The 16,236-nt window shown below is 50.6% G+C and carries 15 protein-coding genes; 7 read left to right on the top strand and 8 right to left on the bottom strand.

What is annotated here, in order from left to right; genetic code table 11:
• Positions 1–19 precede the first annotated feature (19 nt).
• On the top strand, positions 20–3,097 hold the full coding sequence (locus N3Z11_RS00680; protein ID WP_260655211.1) for a chitinase C-terminal domain-containing protein: 3,078 nt from the start codon (positions 20–22) through the stop codon (positions 3,095–3,097).
• A gap of 68 nt (positions 3,098–3,165) precedes the next feature.
• Positions 3,166–4,365 (top strand): lytic polysaccharide monooxygenase, encoded by a 1,200-nt coding sequence (locus N3Z11_RS00675; RefSeq protein WP_260655210.1) that lies wholly within the window; start codon positions 3,166–3,168, stop codon positions 4,363–4,365.
• A 114-nt stretch (positions 4,366–4,479) separates the two neighbouring features.
• Here N3Z11_RS00675 and N3Z11_RS00670 read toward each other — a convergent pair whose 3' ends face one another.
• Positions 4,480–4,701, bottom strand: coding sequence for a hypothetical protein (locus tag N3Z11_RS00670; RefSeq protein WP_260655209.1), 222 nt, complete (start codon positions 4,699–4,701; stop codon positions 4,480–4,482).
• 461 nt (positions 4,702–5,162) lie between these two features.
• On the opposite strand from N3Z11_RS00670, the gene argA reads away from it, so the two are divergent.
• A complete protein-coding gene (argA, locus tag N3Z11_RS00665) occupies positions 5,163–6,485 on the top strand; it encodes an amino-acid N-acetyltransferase (RefSeq protein ID WP_260655208.1) in 1,323 nt (440 codons plus the stop codon).
• Positions 6,486–6,530: 45 nt separating this feature from the next.
• Here argA and N3Z11_RS00660 read toward each other — a convergent pair whose 3' ends face one another.
• From N3Z11_RS00660 to N3Z11_RS00650, 3 genes are all read right to left on the bottom strand, one after another.
• Positions 6,531–6,920 carry a DUF6768 family protein gene (locus tag N3Z11_RS00660; protein WP_260655207.1) on the bottom strand — a complete coding sequence of 130 codons (390 nt, stop codon included), beginning with the start codon at positions 6,918–6,920 and terminating at the stop codon, positions 6,531–6,533.
• On the bottom strand, positions 6,910–7,443 hold the full coding sequence (locus tag N3Z11_RS00655; protein ID WP_260655206.1) for an RNA polymerase sigma factor: 534 nt from the start codon (positions 7,441–7,443) through the stop codon (positions 6,910–6,912). The genes N3Z11_RS00660 and N3Z11_RS00655 overlap by 11 nt, the downstream gene beginning before the upstream one ends.
• A gap of 125 nt (positions 7,444–7,568) precedes the next feature.
• Positions 7,569–8,654 (bottom strand): glycerol-3-phosphate dehydrogenase/oxidase, encoded by a 1,086-nt coding sequence (locus N3Z11_RS00650; RefSeq protein ID WP_260655205.1) that lies wholly within the window; start codon positions 8,652–8,654, stop codon positions 7,569–7,571.
• A gap of 222 nt (positions 8,655–8,876) precedes the next feature.
• On the opposite strand from N3Z11_RS00650, the gene N3Z11_RS00645 reads away from it, so the two are divergent.
• Complete coding sequence (locus tag N3Z11_RS00645) at positions 8,877–10,328, top strand: hypothetical protein (protein WP_260655204.1); 1,452 nt, start codon at positions 8,877–8,879, stop codon at positions 10,326–10,328.
• Here N3Z11_RS00645 and N3Z11_RS00640 read toward each other — a convergent pair whose 3' ends face one another.
• Positions 10,329–11,063, bottom strand: coding sequence for an ABC transporter substrate-binding protein (locus N3Z11_RS00640; RefSeq protein WP_260655203.1), 735 nt, complete (start codon positions 11,061–11,063; stop codon positions 10,329–10,331).
• 194 nt (positions 11,064–11,257) lie between these two features.
• Here N3Z11_RS00640 and N3Z11_RS00635 point away from each other — a divergent pair, with 194 nt between their 5' ends.
• Positions 11,258–12,004: a DUF4336 domain-containing protein gene (locus tag N3Z11_RS00635; protein ID WP_260655202.1), complete on the top strand. Its 747-nt coding sequence runs from the start codon at positions 11,258–11,260 to the stop codon at positions 12,002–12,004.
• Between the two features lie 21 nt (positions 12,005–12,025).
• On the opposite strand, the gene N3Z11_RS00630 is transcribed toward N3Z11_RS00635, so the two are convergent.
• Positions 12,026–13,087 (bottom strand): metal-dependent hydrolase, encoded by a 1,062-nt coding sequence (locus tag N3Z11_RS00630; protein WP_260655201.1) that lies wholly within the window; start codon positions 13,085–13,087, stop codon positions 12,026–12,028.
• A 92-nt stretch (positions 13,088–13,179) separates the two neighbouring features.
• Here N3Z11_RS00630 and N3Z11_RS00625 point away from each other — a divergent pair, with 92 nt between their 5' ends.
• Positions 13,180–13,332, top strand: a complete 153-nt coding sequence (locus tag N3Z11_RS00625) for a hypothetical protein (RefSeq protein ID WP_260655200.1) — start codon at positions 13,180–13,182, stop codon at positions 13,330–13,332.
• A gap of 62 nt (positions 13,333–13,394) precedes the next feature.
• Here N3Z11_RS00625 and N3Z11_RS00620 read toward each other — a convergent pair whose 3' ends face one another.
• The gene (locus N3Z11_RS00620) at positions 13,395–14,036 is read right to left on the bottom strand and encodes a hypothetical protein (protein WP_260655199.1); all 642 of its coding nucleotides are present in this window, start codon (positions 14,034–14,036) and stop codon (positions 13,395–13,397) included.
• Between the two features lie 182 nt (positions 14,037–14,218).
• Positions 14,219–14,422, bottom strand: a complete 204-nt coding sequence (locus tag N3Z11_RS00615) for a hypothetical protein (RefSeq protein WP_260655198.1) — start codon at positions 14,420–14,422, stop codon at positions 14,219–14,221.
• A 282-nt stretch (positions 14,423–14,704) separates the two neighbouring features.
• Here N3Z11_RS00615 and dgt point away from each other — a divergent pair, with 282 nt between their 5' ends.
• Complete coding sequence (gene dgt / locus N3Z11_RS00610; RefSeq protein WP_260655197.1) at positions 14,705–16,213, top strand: dGTPase; 1,509 nt, start codon at positions 14,705–14,707, stop codon at positions 16,211–16,213.
• The last annotated feature ends 23 nt before the right edge of the window (positions 16,214–16,236 follow it).

Here is a 16,236-nt window from a genome sequence, read left to right as displayed (position 1 = left end):
CAGCTTATGAGAAACAACAATGAAAACGATCAATCAGATTTATATGGTTGCGCTCTGCGGTTTTGCTCTAACCAGCTTTAGCAGCCAGGCCATCAACTGCAGCACTATCGCCAACTGGAACAACAACACAGCTTACACAGCTGGCCAACAGGTTCAGCTGGAACAACAAGCCTTTAAAGCCAACTGGTGGAATCAAAACCGCAGCCCGCTGCAATTTTCCAACCCTTATCAGGAATGGAGCAAGCTGGGCGATTGCGACGGCGTGCAGCCCAATCAGCCACCAACGGCCAGTATCACGGCACCAACCGCCAATGCTGAATTTGTGCTGGGCACAACAGTGGCTTTTGCCGCCAATGCGACAGATGTGGACGGCAGCATCAGCAAAGTGGAGTTTTATTTAAACGGCAGTTTGCATCACACAGATAACAGCGCACCTTATCAGGCTAGCTGGACAGCCGTTGCTGGCAATCAACAGCTGTATGTTATTGCTTATGATGATAAAAATGCCAACTCCCAAACCCCGGTGGTCAGCTTTAAAGTAAATGCCCAAAGCTCAAATCAGGCACCTGTTGTCGCTATCAGCGCCCCGGCCAATGGCGGCCAATACCGGGTTGGTGAAACAGTATTATTCAGCGCCAGCGCGACAGACCCAGACGGCACAGTTGCCAAAGTGCAGTTTTATCTGGATGGAGTGCTAATTAGCGAAAAAACCGCTGCGCCTTTTAGCACCAGCTGGACAGCCACAGCAGGCAACCACAGCCTGCAAGTCAAAGCCATTGATAACCAGGGCGCCAGCAGCGAAAGCAGCGTGAACTTCAGCGCGCAAAGTGAGCAAACCGGTCATAACGCTTGTCGTCCTGATGGTTTATACCAAAGCGCCGGCCTGCAGGTGCCTTATTGCACTATTTATGATGCCGATGGCCGCGAAAAAATGGGGTCTGATCATCCACGACGCATCATTGGTTATTTTACCAGCTGGCGTCATGGCAAAAATGGCATGCCGGCTTATCTGGTCAATCAAATTCCATGGCAAAAAATCAGCCATATTAACTACGCTTTTGCCCATGTGGACGCCAGCAACAAAGTGTCGATTGGTAACCCAGCAGATGCGGGCAATGCCGCAACTGGTATGGAATGGCCAAACATAGCTGGCGCAGAAATGGACCCGGCTTATGCCTACAAAGGTCACTTTAACCTGCTGAATAAATACAAAAAACAATATCCACACGTAAAAACGCTGATTTCCATTGGCGGCTGGGCAGAAACCGGTGGTTATTTTGATAACAACGGTAATCGGGTGGCCAGTGGCGGTTTTTACAGTATGACCACCAACAGCGACAACAGCGTCAACGTGCAGGGTATTAATACCTTTGCCGATTCAGTGGTGACCTTCCTGCGCACTTATGGTTTTGATGGGGCCGATATCGACTACGAATACCCAGCCAGCATGAAAGACTCCGGCAATCCGGACGATTTTGCTATTTCCAACCCAAGACGTGCCGGTTTAATGGCGTCTTATCAGGTGCTGATGAAAACGCTGCGGGAAAAACTGGACACAGCTTCTGTTGCCGACGGTAAACATTATTTACTGACCATAGCCTCCCCTTCCTCTGGTTATTTGCTGCGGGGCATGGAAGCCTTCCCTGTTACGCAATACCTGGATTACGTCAACATTATGAGTTACGACCTGCACGGTGCCTGGAACGACCATGTCGGGCCAAATGCTGCTTTGTTTGACGACGGTCAGGACAGCGAGCTGATTGCCTGGAACTATTACAACAGCACGCAGTATCAGCGCATTGGTTATCTCAATACCGACTGGGCCTATCATTATTTCCGCGGCGCCATGCAGGCCGGCCGCATTAATATTGGTGTGCCTTATTACAGCCGCGGCTGGCGTAATGTCACCGGCGGCAGCAATGGTTTATGGGGTAAGGCGGCGCAGGCCGACCAAAATAGCTGCCCGCCAGGCACAGGTGGTTCACCACAAAACCGTTGTGGCGCCGGCGCTGTTGGCATCGACAATCTGTGGCATGACCTTGGCAAATCGGGTGAAGAAGTTCCGGCAGGCTCTAACCCGTTATGGCATACCAAAAACTTACAGGCAGGCAAGCTGGGCAGCTATTTAAGCGCTTATGGTCTGGATCCGGTCAACGACCCGCTGGATCAACTGAGTGGTGTGTATCAGCACAACTACAGCAGCACTTTAGTGGCGCCATGGCTTTGGAATGCCAGCAAAAAAGTGTTTTTGTCGATTGAAGATGAAGAAAGTATCCGCCAAAAAGCCAATTACATTGCCAGCCGCCATATTGGTGGAGTGATGTTCTGGGAACTGGCCGGTGATTACAGCTATGACAGCAGCAAAGGTGAATATTTTATCGGTGACGACTTAACCAGCATTTTTTACAACAGCTTTAAATCGGCCGCGCCTTATGGCAATAAACGCGACAATAAAACCCTACCAGCCAGTAGCTTAGACCTGCAGGTCAGCCTCAGTGGTTTTAAACTGGGTGATGCCAATTACCCTATTAACCCCAAGCTGACACTCAGCAATAAATCCGGCCAGACCATTCCGGGCGGCAGCAGAATTAGTTTTGATGTGCCAACAGCCACCGGCGATAACTTCACGGACCAAAGTGGCTATGGCACCAAAGTGATCCAAAGTGGCAGCAACAGCACAGGCAACAATATCGGCGGTCTGCAACACGACTTCCATCGTGTGGAGTTGACCTTACCCAGCCACAGCCCGCTCGCCCCTAACGCCACTGTGGACTTAACGCTGAACTATTACCTGCCCATTCCAATCCCGTCGAACTGGCGGGTGAGCGTTGGTAATCAGACTTTTGCCCTAAAACAAGAGCAGCCGCAGTTACCGGCGGGCACTATCAGCGGTGGTAATGATGGCGGCGATACCGGCTCTTGTACCGGTGTCCCTGCCAATGTGCCAGCTTACCCCAACTGGCCACGTGGTACTTATGCCGCTGGCGGTGACCATATGAGTTATCAGGGCAAAATTTACCAAGCCAAATGGTGGACTACTGCAATTCCGGGCTCAGACAGCAGCTGGTTGTTTGTCTGCACTGCACCAACTCCATAACAGGGCCAGCATCTTAGATAAATCCGCCCGGCGATTGTTCATGCCGGGCATTTTGCAGGAACAATCTGATGAAATTATTAACAATCTCCACAGGCAGCCTGAGTGTTGCCTGCCTGGTAGTTAGCCAGCTGGTGTTAGCCCATGGTTATGTCGATTACCCAAAAGCCAGGCAACAAGTCTGTAAAGACGATGGCGGTTATTGGTGGCCAGCCGACGGCTCGGCCATTGCCAATCTGGCTTGCCGTGCTGCTTTTCAAAAATCCGGTGGTTATGCTTTAACACAACACCATGAATACTCTAGCAATGTGCCTGATTATTTTAGTATGACGGCGGTGAAGGCCGTGGTGAAAGATGGTTTGTTATGTGCGGGCGGCGACCAGCGTAAAGCTGGGATGGATTTACCTTCGCCGCACTGGCAGCCAACTGTGGTGAACTTGCAAAACAGCAACAGCATTAAACTGCGCTTTCGCGCCACCACACCACATAACCCAAGTTTCTGGCAGGTGTATTTGTCCAACAGTAATTTTGACGTGGCAACAGAAGCTTTAAGCTGGCAAAAGCTTACGCTGATCCACCAGCAGGACGACGTACCGGCACAAGCCGGTTATTACGAATTGGACGTACAGTTGCCACAAAACCGCTCCGGTAAAGCTGTGCTTTATACCCGCTGGCAACGGCAAGATGTGGTGGGCGAAGGTTTTTACAACTGTTCAGATCTGCAGCTGCAAAATGGCGACAACAACAGTGGCCAGTGGCTGGATAAAGGTCCTTTTTTAACACAGGCACAACTGGGTCTGGTCGGAGAAAAAGCTTTGCTGCGGGTGTTTGATGAAACCGGCCTGGAGAAAATTCAGCATAGCCTGGAAATCACCACAGATAACCAGCCAAACCAGGCATGGGCGCTGGAGCTTGCGAGTCAAATCAATGCCTTGCATAGCGCTGTGGTGCAAATTGGTTTGTTGCAAAATGGTGTGGTGCAACTGCAACCTCAGCCAGCTGCCAACAGAATTTATCTGCAACAGGGTGCTTATCACGTCAATCTGGATTTAAAAGCGGCAAGCCAGGGCCAGACTTGTGGTGGTGTGGATGCCAAGCTGATTTTTGCTTACCCCAACTGGCCAAGATCCGATCATGCCGGCCAGCCCAGTTATGCAACTGGCGGCGATTATATGTCGGATAACGGCAGTCTGTATCGGGCGCAGTGGTGGACACAAAGCAAACCCGGCACAGATGGCAGTTGGAGTTTTGTTTGTCGTTTCACGCTTTAACATGGCTCGCCCTGCAGTTCAACTGCAGTAAAAACACAAGGTCATGCGCAGCAGTGTTTTTAGCTGCGCCACAGGGTTAACCAGCGCCGGTTTAGCACCGGCGTCTGGGATTTTCTAGAACTTGCCGCGGCCGGCCACTAACAACAAACCACCAACCAACATGGCCGCAACACCAGCCCACACCGGCACGTTCACTCTTTTAGTTTCTTCCACTGACACTTCAATACTGCCAAGTTGCAAGGCAGTGCTGTCTTTGGTGTAACTAAAACCGCCATACACCAGCGCCAGCGCGCCACCGACCAATAACAGTATTGCAATTAACTTTTTAGCATCCATGACTTTCCCTCTTTAGCGGCGCTGCGCGCAATCCCACCGTCGACAACGGCACAAGGCGCTGCGCTTATGCTAAAACTCATTGGAACACAGTCTTGCAGTACAAGCGATCATAAAGCAGCATCCGGTGCTTAATAAACAGCAACAGCACAACAAAACGAATAGTCATGCAATTAAACTGGATAAATCAACAAAAACAATGGCAGGTTAATCCATAGCAACAACCAAGGCGTCCACCAAAGCAGACGGCAGTTGCAGTCACGTTTTTTGTCGTAAATTTCTGTTGGATATTTATCCACTTTTGTTTTAAAGTACGCGCCGTTTACCCAGTCCACAGCAGCTTCCGCCTGCGGAGCTTTCGCTCAGCGCTGTTGTGGTGATTTTCCACTACACTCAAGTTCATGCTGCTGTCATGCAAAAACTGTATGACATGAACCACTTATCCAGAAGGAACCAAACAGAGCGTGCGTACCACTGAAATTGTTGATGGATTTCGCCAGTCGGCCCCTTATGTTAATGCACACCGTGGCAAAACCTTTGTGGTGATGCTGGGCGGTGAGGCCATGATCCAACCCGGTTTTCGCAGTATTATCAATGACATTGCTTTGCTGAACAGCCTTGGCATTAAGATAGTGCTGGTGTATGGCGCCAGGCCACAAATTAACCAGGCGCTGGAGCAACATGGTTTATTGGCACAATACCACAACAGGATCAGAGTCACAGACGACGACTCTTTTAAACTGATTAAACAAGTGGCCGGCGCTTTGCAGCTGGATATCACCGCCCGTTTGTCAATGAGTTTGTCTAACACCCCTATGCATAACGCCCAGATCAACGTGGTCAGCGGCAACTTTGTCATTGCCCAGCCTTTGGGTGTGGATGAAGGGGTGGATTATCACCACAGTGGCCGGGTGCGCCGTATTGACGTGGCCGGTATCCGCCGTCAGCTCGACCAAAACTGTATTGTGCTGATGGGGCCGGTGGCGGCATCTGTCACGGGCGAAAGTTTTAACCTGACCGCCGAAGAAATTGCCACTCAGGTGGCGATTAAACTGCGTGCCGACAAAATGATTGGTTTTACCGACATTGGCGGTATTGTTGATGCAGAAGGCGAAATTATTGCCGAACTGATGCCCAATGACGCTGAAGTGATTATGCAGCAAATGGAACAACAACCGGGCGCCTGCACTGCCACTCTGGCCTTTTTACATGCAGCCATCAGCGCCAGCCGCGCTGGTATTCCACGTTGCCACCTGGTTAGTAACAGCGTCAATGGTGCTTTGTTGCAGGAGCTGTTCTCGCGCGACGGTATTGGTACCCAGATTGTTACCGAGGCGGCGGAACGGCTGCGTGGCGCCACTATTAACGACATCGGCGGTATTCTGGATTTGATCCGGCCGCTGGAACAACAGGGCTTACTGGTGCGCCGTTCGCGCGAACAGCTGGAAATGGAAATTGACCAGTTTGTGCTGATAGAGCGCGACGGTTTAGTGATTGGCTGCGCGGCGTTATATCCGTTTCCGGAAGAAAACGTCGGTGAATTTGCCTGCCTGGCGGTGCATCCAAATTACCGTGACGCCGACCGCGGCACCTTGTTGTTAAAAAACATTATTCAGCTGGCGCGCCAGCGTAAATACAAAACCCTGTTTGCACTGACCACCCGCAGTATTCACTGGTTTTTAGAACACGGTTTTGAGCTGAAAAACGTCGAAGATTTACCGGCGAAAAAACAGCAGCTGTATAACTATCAGCGCCGCTCCAAAATTCTGGCATTGGATTTAACTTAACAACAAAAGGCAGCTTAAAAGCTGCCTTTTTTGTTGCCGGTATGCTTAGCGCTCAGCTGCTGGCGCCTTTGCCAGACCTTGCGCCTGCAGCTGTGCCAACGCCAGTTCCACTCTTTTCAGTTCCCGCACTGTGGATGCCCTGTTCATTTCCAGCCAGATCCAGATTTTGGTGCCTACCTGCGCCTGAAAGGCCAATAGCAGACAAAAACCCCAGAAGTTCTGTTGTGCCGCTTCCACAGTGAAAAACTGATAAGCACAAAAAACGATGGCGACCGTCAGCAACAACGCCAACAGATAAGCCAGGATCATTAAAGGTTTTAAACCACCGCGAAAGCCGGATTGGATCAACGGCATTAAACCCTGTTCTTCCCGCATCAGCTTGTCCAGCTGATAAGCCTGCGTAGCCAATTCTTCCGCTTGTTGTTTATGATTCATCAAAATCTCCGTCGAGCTGTTGTTTCAGTTGCTGGCGGGCACGGAATAACCGCGATTTTACCGTGCCGGTTGGAAGGTTCAGGATCAGCGCAATTTCTGTCAGCTCACACTGATGAAAATAATGCAGCAACAGCACCAGTTGTTCCGCAGGCGCCAGGCTAGCAATGGCCTGATATAAACCAGGATCCTGTTCGGCCGGCGTATACCACAACAAAGCCTCAGTTGTTTCATCCAGCGGCACTTGCCGGCGCTGACTGGCGCTTTTTTGCCAGTCCAGCACTTCCCAGCGCACCGCTTTGTATAACCAACTGGCAAACAGCCTTGGATCTTCCAGCCGCTGCAAACGACGGCTGAGTTTTAACCAGACGTTTTGCACTAAATCTTCAGCAACTGCAGTGTTTCCCAGTAAATAAGCCGCAAAATGACAAAGTTTTGGCTGATAAAACTGATACAACAATACAAAAGCTTCAGAGCGGCCGTCCTGCCAGGCCAGCACCAATAAATCCAGTTGTGCTTTGGTCATGCTGTCCTTTTTTTGTCGCGCTGATGTGAACCTGTACTCAAGACGAGGCAGCAAAGCCTGAGGTTCACGCCCGGTAAAAAAATTTGTTGCAGCTGTAGGCGCCCGGCAGCAGCTGCAACTTCAGGTTAATTTTTACCCGACAATAACACCTGTTGCACCACTTGCTGCGCCAAAGCCCGGGCTGTTGTCCATTTACCGCCAGTGACAGTGAGTAGCTGCTGTTGCCAGTGCATGCTGTATTCCCGGCTGGCGCTGCTGGCATCGGCACTGCCACCCAGCAAAGGCCGCACCCCGGCAAATTCGCGGATAATATCGGCGGCATTGCGACTGGTGACAAAATAATGGTTATAAACATCCAGCAGATAAGCTCTTTCGTCGTGACTGCAGGCAATAGGTTCGGCCAGGCTTTGCCGCACTTCTGTGGTGCCCAGCAAGGTTTGGCCCTGATAAGGCAACACAAACACAATACGGTTTTCACCAGGCACTTCCAGCATATGGCCGTATTTGCTGACAGGCGGCAGTAATAAATGGCTGCCACGCACCAAATCCAGTTGCTGCTGGACCACAAGGCCGGATTGCTCCAGCAACTGATTACTCCAGGGGCCGGCCACATTAATCACACGGTCAAACTGCAGCCAGTCGCTACTGCCTTGCAGTTGCAGCGCACCATTGGCCCTGACTGCAGCAACAGGACTATGCTGATGAATTTTTACACCTTTTTTTTCGGCCTGCGCCGCCACCCAGAGCCCTAATTGCTGATCCTGCATCTGGCCATCAAAAAATAAATAACCGCCGGTGAGCCCCTCAGGATTTAACTCCGGACTGCAGCGTAACAGCTGCGTTTGGGTTAACCAGCGATGGCGGCCTATGCCTTTGCGTCCGGATAAAAAGTCGTATAACCAGAGGCCAATTTTCAGTTGCCAGCGTGGTCTGCGGCCATCCTGATAAATTGGATACAGAATAGGTAAACGCCGGGTTAATCTGGGAGCTTTTTTGATCCACCAGCGCCGCTCGCGAAGCGCTTCCTGCACCAGCCGTACATGGCCCTGCTCCAGATAACGCAAACCACCATGCAACAATTTGCTGGAAGCGGCGCTGGTGGCCTGCATCAGCGCATCCCGCTCAAACAGCTCCACCTGATGCCCGGCCAACGCCAGCTGCCATGCACTGGCCAGCCCGTTAATGCCGCCGCCTATCACTGCTATCCGCATCTTTACCTCAGTGTTGCTAACTCCTTGTTACAGCAAAGCAACTTTTACAGAATTTGTCGAATTCCCTTTTTTGCAGCTGACGTATTGCGGTATATTTTGTTTCTTGTGATAACTGGCATCAAACAAAAACAAGACTAGAGTTAGTGAACTCTGTGGCACAACACCGCAGCAGTCGCAAAGCACGGACTTTGTTGTAGGCTTTGAGTGCAAGGACCTCAGTGGATGAATCAATCTCAGTTTGGTAATACCGCCGCCACCAAAAACATTAAAGATCTGCTGAGCAAAATTTATGATGTCACTGCTCGCAGAGACTCTATTTATGAGCAGGCCAACCAGTATTTTTCATCGCCTGAAGTGCAGGAAATTGCCAAGCTCGAACAACGCGAGCAGGAACTGGCAGAAAAACAGGAAGGCTCTGGCAAAAGCAGCGGCAAAGCAGCACAGCTGCTCAGCGAAGTTCGGGCCCAGCTGAAAGAAAAACGCCGGTTGCAACAGGATTACCGGCTCGATCGCATCCGTAATTTAAAACAGGTGGCCCGCCAGCTGCTGCATCTGCTCGAAGGTGATAGCCCACAGGAAATCCGTGTACAGGCCGCCCGCGCCCTCGGCACCATCCAGTTGATTTCGCCGACCAAAGGCCGGCAGGTGCCGCAAATTAACCAGCGGCACAAACATGCCTACAAAGCCATATTGGCGGTACTGTTGCTGGACCAGCTGCTGGCCGATCAGCAAATTAAAAACCGATATGTGCTGAATAAAGTTTTGGACACGGAACAACAAAAATCCGAACAAACCGACCTGCTGTATTCGCCTTATCTGGAAGAAATTCAAATTCCGCTGGTGATGGCCGTATTGCTGCAGGATATTGGTCTGCAACACCCGGCAGCCCGGCAAATTTTATTGGGTGAAAACGGCGACCTGGACGAGTTCCGCACCCTGACCAGTGAAGAGCGGCAAGAGTTACTGCGCATCAGCTATGAACAAAGCCAGGACTATCTGAAAAACGGCCTGGGACTGGATACCTATATTGGTAATTCCAAAACCGAGCGCGACCGTTTTAATCTGCAGGAACAAGATAAACAGCTGTTTATCAGCCACTTACTTAAAGAAGCCATTCAACCTGAAGATGGTATTGGCAATCTGTTAAAAATACCCCAGGTTTATGTTTCAGTGGTACTGCCGAGCAAACAAAACTACCGTTATGACCAGCTGCCGAAAGTGGCAGCAGTACTCAGAGCCGGTGTGGCCAAAGGCTGGTACCCTGCTGCCATAGTGGACAGTCTGCTGCAGATCACCGGTGATTTCCCGCAGGGTTATGGTATTACCTATATTCCAAAAGACTCTGATCAAAAAGATTTGGACAGATACGAATATGCCATCGTCAACAGCCTGTATCCGGCCGAAAGCGATCAACCGGGCTGCCGGGTGGTGACCCGCAATCTGAATTACACCCATGCCGGCAGCAACCTGGTGGTGAAACGCGACAACAATCTGTATTTTCCGCAAGCGCAGAAAAAACTGGAACGGATGAGCGAAGAAAGGCTGAAGGAAATCCTCAGCAAACTGGTGTCAAACTTTGAAGAACGCAGCAAGATGGACCTGATCCCAAAATGCTGGGGACCGGATGAGTTTTTTACCCTGCTCAAAAATCAGAACCTGTGGAACCGCACCTAATCACTGAGCTGTCGCACTGTCCTGCGGCGGACACTGAAAGCGCCCTTGTTGTTTCAGCTGTTGATAGGCCTGCAGTAAAACCTGTGTCAGTTCCACCGCAGTTTTTTTATGAGCAGCCAGAAACAAAGTGCGCTGCAAGGCCTCCACGGTAAACACTTTTCGCAGCGGCACAGCACCGGGGGCAACCTTAAGCTGTGCCACATAGTTCTCCGAAGCCAGGATCAGATCCACTCTTTTTAATGCCAGCATATTGTTAAGCTGATGATTTTGCCCGACCACCACCAGATTTTTTGACTCACGAAAACCATTGTCCCGCAGAAACTTATAATTAGCATGACCTTGTTCCACGCCAACAATAAAGCGGCGCGCCTGCACCAGATTGACCGGGTTTACATCAGAGCGGTTGGCACTGGTATAAAACGACACCCGCATCGGGCACAGCGGCACCAACCACCTGAACTCCGCCAGTCTGGCATCGGTTTGTAACAACGAAAAAATGACCGTATTGGGCTGGGTCTGCGCCATTTTCAGCGCACGTGGCCAGGGCAGTACCTGGGGCTGGTAAGGCAACCCGGCCTGGGCAAATAACTGTTCAACCAAAGCCGCCGACCAACCTGTTAAGCGGCCGTTTTGGTCAAGTTGTTGATAAGGAGGAAAGATTTCTGTCACCAGCTGCAAAGACGCTGCCTGCACGCTGGAACAGTAAAGTAGTATTACCAAAACCAAACTGCGCATTGTTGTGTCTCCGGCCACAGCTTAACCTTAAGCATAGGTTGTCAGCACAGACTGTCCAGCGCACCCTGCTTTAGAAACACAATGCATTTCAACAAATTAAATCATTTTATTTACATTGATTACATTGTTTTGTTGCGGCCGGCCCGAAGTTCCGCTTGAATAACGGCGTAGCCTCGCCGCACAAGGACTGTGTTATGTATCCGCCGCTTTTTGTATTAAAACCTGTTGCCGACAATATCTGGCTGGCTGATGGCCCGGCGGTTTCCTATTTTGGCCTGCCTTTTCCTACCCGGATGACCATTATCCGGCTGGAGAACGGTGGCATCTGGCTGCATGCGCCCGTTGCCTTCCGGCCACAATTATTGGCTCAGGTGCAACAACTGGGGCCGATACAACATTTGGTTACGCCCAACTGGCTGCATTATGCCTATCTGCAAGAATGGCAACAGGCTTGCCCTGATGCACTGGTTTGGTTACCACCTGCAGTGCAACAAAGGGCATTGTCGCGCCATCTGACGCTACAGGCGGACTATCAGCTGGGTTTTGCCCCGGATAGTCTTGCCGCTGCTGCCTGGCCCGCTGAAGTGCGCTTTTTACTGGTCAAGGCTGGCGCCGCCCATCAGAGTTCAGGCCATCAGGAAACCGTATTTTTTCATCCATCCAGTAAAACCCTGATCCTGGCCTGTCTGATTGAAAATTTTGAACTGGATAAATGTCCACTCTGGAGTCGGCCTTTGTTCTGGCTGGCTGGCAATGTGGACCCAGACGGTAAAGCGCCGCTGGATTTGCGCTGGCGTTTCCGCCATCACAAAGGCTCGTTACGCAGCGCCGTGTTGCAAATGCTGGCCTGGCAACCAAAAAGGCTGATCCTGTCCCATGGCCGCTGGTATACCGGGCATGTGATGGCCGAGCTGTTAAGAGCTTTTCGCTGGGTGAAATAAAGCTGCGCCAGGCTGTTTTTGTTAGTCTGCTGCTTTGCCCTGCGATACTTTTGCCTTGTCGCCTGCGGCGGCAGCTGTAGCTTCAGTTGCCGCCAGATACTGCGCCAGTGTCTGCTGTGTTTCTCCCTGTACTCTTTGCCATAACCAGCGCAGACTGTGGCTATCAGCCGGCGGCCTGTCCAGCTGTGTGACGTTGGTCACTTCGCCCTGGTCATTGTGTGTTAACACAAAACGGAAGCTGTAACCAGGCTCCAGCCCAAGCCGTAAGTCGGTTAATACCAGCTGCCCTGGCTGCTGTGTTAACTGGAAAAACCCATGGCTGAACCAGGCAATTCTGGCCACCTGAGTTTGCAGCTGCCACTGACGGATAAGCTCTGGCTGACGCGGATAATGTTGCCACTGGATCTGCTGTTTCGGGTCCAATAACGACACATAAGCCTCGCTGTATTGCTCAGGCTGTACCCACAACACCCGCCACAATAAAGTATTAAAAGGCGCGGCACTAACCAGCACCTTCCCCTGCTGCGCTGGCAACTGTTGTTCAACCCGTTGCTGTACCCATTGCTGCGCACCCATCCCAAACAACAGATAACCACAGCTGAATACCAGGCCAAGCTGATTCCAGAGTAGATTTTTCTTCAGCAAAGTGAACATCAGCCCGAATAGCAGCAGCAAGGTATAAAGCGGATCTATTACAAACACCGACCCTATCCCAAAGGGATAATCGGTAAAGGGCAACAACAGCTGAGTGCCATAAATGGTCAGCGTGTCCAACAGCGGATGGGTAATCAGTACCAGCCAGACGCCAAGCAGCGCCCGCCGGAAGCTGCCACCACTGCGGCTGATTTTCAGCCAGAACCAGGCCAGCAAAGGGGATAACAAGGTCAGATAAAACAACGAATGGCTTTCAGTGCGGTGCAGTGTCATGTCTGAAATAGGGTCACCATGCTGGATCAGCACATCCAGATCCGGCAAAGTGCCAAGCACTGCCCCTAGGGCTGCCGACTGCCAGAGCGGCTGCCTGCGGCGAAATACCGCAATACTGACGGCGGCGCCCAGCGCAATTTGTGATAAAGAATCCATGTCAAATCACTCTTATTTCATCAACCTAAGCAAAAACGGACAGCAAGATAACATGGATCTGTGTCCGCTTCAGCGGGCTTGATGTTTTCAGCTTGCAGCTGAGCACCAGTAAACAACTGAGTAACCCGGCAGCACAGGCGTTGTTACAACAAAATATCGACAAAGAAACCGCTAATTTTGAGAAAGACAGCAAAGATCTGAAAGCCTGGCCGGTACTGGCGCTTGGGGTCAGTTATTTGTTCTGACCCTTGGGAGGACGGCGTCAACTGACCTGTTGTGCCACAACAAACACAACAGGCCAACGCTTTTATTCATTCTGGAATGGATACACATTCGGCAGGTAAAGTTCGCCTTTTTCTTTAAACTTTTGCTCAGCAAAATCAAAGAAGTTACGCACGCTGACGCCATAGACTTTTTGCACATTAAACTTGGGCATGAGCTGGTCGACAAAGTCTTCGGCAATATTGTGAGCACAACGGATCAGCTGTAAATCCGCTTCATCGCCGTGTTCAAAATACATTTTGATAAAGGTGTGCAGCTGCGCAATACGAAACACCACTTTCATTGAACCCGGATGCCAGAACTTAAAATCCATCTGCGGATGATTCACCAGGTCGGTATGCAGTTCATGATCGCCTTTCCAGGCCACACAATGCACTTCAAAACCGTTTTTGGTAAACACCTTATAAATCGAGATCCGCGGTTTTTGTGCACAGACGATGTCGCCCAGCTTATCTTCGGTACCACCCAGTAACTTGATATTCCAGTTTTTTTTGTCGGTCAGTACATCAAGCGAGTTTTCAAAACCGTATTTCAGCATGCCTTCTGCCATGCCAAGCGAAGTCGACACTGAATGATAAAATGCCGGAATATTGCCAAAGGTAATTTTGCGTTTGAGCCGGTTAATTTCTCTTAAACGATTTTCAACCTGCTGAATTTGCTCAGTCATAAAGGGGTCGTCCGTCACAAGCAGTTGCTATTACTATATCGGAGCAAATGCCGCTGTGAAAGCCCGGCAATGCAAAGCTTTACGGCCAATATTCTTGTTATGCTGTTGGTAAAAAAAACGCTGCAAAACTGCAGCGTTATGGATTCAATCAAGGGGCTTATACAAGCACCATAATGGCAAAACTATGATTTACAGGTTCTTTTTGCCATACGACTACCGGTACGCTGTTGTTCATGGCAGGTTTTTACTGTGGTTGCTCCTTGTTTTTCTGTCTGCACCGCCTGAGCCTGATTACTACCGGCCTCTGCTGGCTGATTTGCTGCTGTAGAACCACAGCCGGCCAGAGTGAATAATGAAAAACTTAAGATGAGCATTGCTTGTTTCATGGGGCGTCCTTGTTCTGACTATTGTGCGCAGCCGCTTAAGCTATAGAAATAAACACAAATACACAATTATATTTTCAATAAAGTAACTAAAAACCCTGTTTTAGGGTCTCTTCTGCTAAAAACCCCGGTTCCAGCCCCTGTTTAACGCAGCGCCCGGTGTAACGCGACTCAGCGCGGCCTGCTGTGCTGGCAAAGCAGCGCTGAATATGTAAATCTGCAGCTATTTCGCTGAATAAACAGCAATAAAAACATTTTTGCCAAGCACTAAGGACAACACAGCTGATGAGCATGAATTTTCGCAGCAAAATTTTGCCGGTCCGGCCCAAACAAAGTCAGAGTAAAACCCAGTGGCAACAGCAGGACTATCAGCCAGCACACCTGCAAATGCAGCTGGAAAGCGACAGAGGCCGTATTATCAACTCAGCTGTGGTGCGGCGTTTACAGCAAAAAACCCAGGTATTTCCATTAGAACGTAATGCGGCAGTGCGCAGCCGGCTGACCCATTCGCTGGAAGTGCAACAGGTGGGCCGTTTTATTGTGCAAACCATTTTCCGCCAGCTCAGCGACAGCCAATTGCAGCAGTATCAGCTGACCGGGCTGGAGCGCGCCTGCGAAACCCTGGTGGAAATGGCCTGCCTGATGCACGACATCGGCAATCCACCTTTTGGCCACAGTGGTGAAAGTGCCATTAACCGCTGGTTTAGCCAGCATCTGAGCGCCTTATGCCCGCTGGATCTCAGTAAAAACAACGATCTGGCCTTGCAGTGGCAACAGTATCAACAGGAGCTGTGCAATTTTGAAGGTAATGCCCAGGGGCTGCGGCTGATCGTCACCTTACAACAAATGAACCTGACGTACAGCCAGTCGGCCTGCATTGTCAAATACACCAGACCGGCCTGGCTGCCGCGCCAGGACGCACCGGCAAACTTCAGTTATCTGATGAAAAAACCGGGGTTTTATCAGAGTGAAGCCGCTTTTGTGGCTGAACAAAATGAACTGCTTGGCATCAACGCCCATTGCCGTCATCCGCTGACTTACATTATGGAAGCGGCCGATGATATATCTTATTGTCTGGCCGACATTGAAGACGCGGTGGAAAAAGGCATTTTATCGCTGGAAAAACTGGCCGCCTTGTTAAAGGCCGAATTTGCCCGCCAGCCTGGCGCCCACAAAAACATTAAAGGTTTAAAAGGCTCTGCCCCTTTTGATCAACTGATAGACACAGCGCTGCAACAGGCGCAACAAGACCGGATCAACCCAACTTATGAGTTTTTTATCCGGCTGCGCGTCAGTATGATCCATCCGCTGGTCAATCATGCCGCTGAGCAGTTTATTCAGCAGATTGAAGCTGTATATCAGGGCAACCTGAACCGTGCTTTGCTGGAAGATGACAGTCAATACCACGCCATCACCCAGAGTTTTAAAAAGGTGGCGCAGCAACATGTATTTAATGACCGTGAAGTAGAAATGCTGGAAATTCAGGGTTTTAAGATTATTTCTGGTTTGCTGGACGCGATGTTGCCTTTACTCAAACTCAGCGCAGCAGAATTTGCCGCCGTCATCAGCCCGGAAGGCGCCAAAGCCTTGCCACTCGAGAGCCGGCTGGCGCGTAAACTGCCGCATAAACATCTGGTGAGTTACCAGCAGGCGCTGGCGCAGCAACCAATAACAACGCCGGCGCGGATGCTGGAAGAATATTATTACCGCTGCCGTTTATTGCAGGATTGGATCAGCGGCATGACCGACCATTTTGCCTTTGATGAATACCGCGCTCTGGTGTTGTGCCAGTAACAAAGGGTGAAACACCGGCCAGG

Origin of the sequence: Rheinheimera sp. 4Y26 (genome assembly GCF_025245835.1) — a bacterium.
Lineage (GTDB): Bacteria > Pseudomonadota > Gammaproteobacteria > Enterobacterales > Alteromonadaceae > Pararheinheimera.
Note: the sequence above shows the minus strand (reverse complement) of the source record. Positions and strands in the feature narration are given on the sequence as shown.

Bases quoted from the DNA above. Each gene is read 5' to 3' on its own strand.
- N3Z11_RS00680 (WP_260655211.1), top strand. From the start codon at position 20: ATGAAAACGATCAATCAGATTTATATGGTTGCGCTCTGCGGTTTTGCT.
- N3Z11_RS00675 (WP_260655210.1), top strand. From the start codon at position 3,166: ATGAAATTATTAACAATCTCCACAGGCAGCCTGAGTGTTGCCTGCCTG.
- N3Z11_RS00670 (WP_260655209.1), bottom strand. From the start codon at position 4,701: ATGGATGCTAAAAAGTTAATTGCAATACTGTTATTGGTCGGTGGCGCG.
- N3Z11_RS00660 (WP_260655207.1), bottom strand. From the start codon at position 6,920: ATGAATCATAAACAACAAGCGGAAGAATTGGCTACGCAGGCTTATCAG.
- N3Z11_RS00655 (WP_260655206.1), bottom strand. From the start codon at position 7,443: ATGACCAAAGCACAACTGGATTTATTGGTGCTGGCCTGGCAGGACGGC.
- N3Z11_RS00650 (WP_260655205.1), bottom strand. From the start codon at position 8,654: ATGCGGATAGCAGTGATAGGCGGCGGCATTAACGGGCTGGCCAGTGCA.
- N3Z11_RS00645 (WP_260655204.1), top strand. From the start codon at position 8,877: ATGAATCAATCTCAGTTTGGTAATACCGCCGCCACCAAAAACATTAAA.
- N3Z11_RS00640 (WP_260655203.1), bottom strand. From the start codon at position 11,063: ATGCGCAGTTTGGTTTTGGTAATACTACTTTACTGTTCCAGCGTGCAG.
- N3Z11_RS00635 (WP_260655202.1), top strand. From the start codon at position 11,258: ATGTATCCGCCGCTTTTTGTATTAAAACCTGTTGCCGACAATATCTGG.
- N3Z11_RS00630 (WP_260655201.1), bottom strand. From the start codon at position 13,087: ATGGATTCTTTATCACAAATTGCGCTGGGCGCCGCCGTCAGTATTGCG.
- N3Z11_RS00620 (WP_260655199.1), bottom strand. From the start codon at position 14,036: ATGACTGAGCAAATTCAGCAGGTTGAAAATCGTTTAAGAGAAATTAAC.
- N3Z11_RS00615 (WP_260655198.1), bottom strand. From the start codon at position 14,422: ATGAAACAAGCAATGCTCATCTTAAGTTTTTCATTATTCACTCTGGCC.
- dgt (WP_260655197.1), top strand. From the start codon at position 14,705: ATGAGCATGAATTTTCGCAGCAAAATTTTGCCGGTCCGGCCCAAACAA.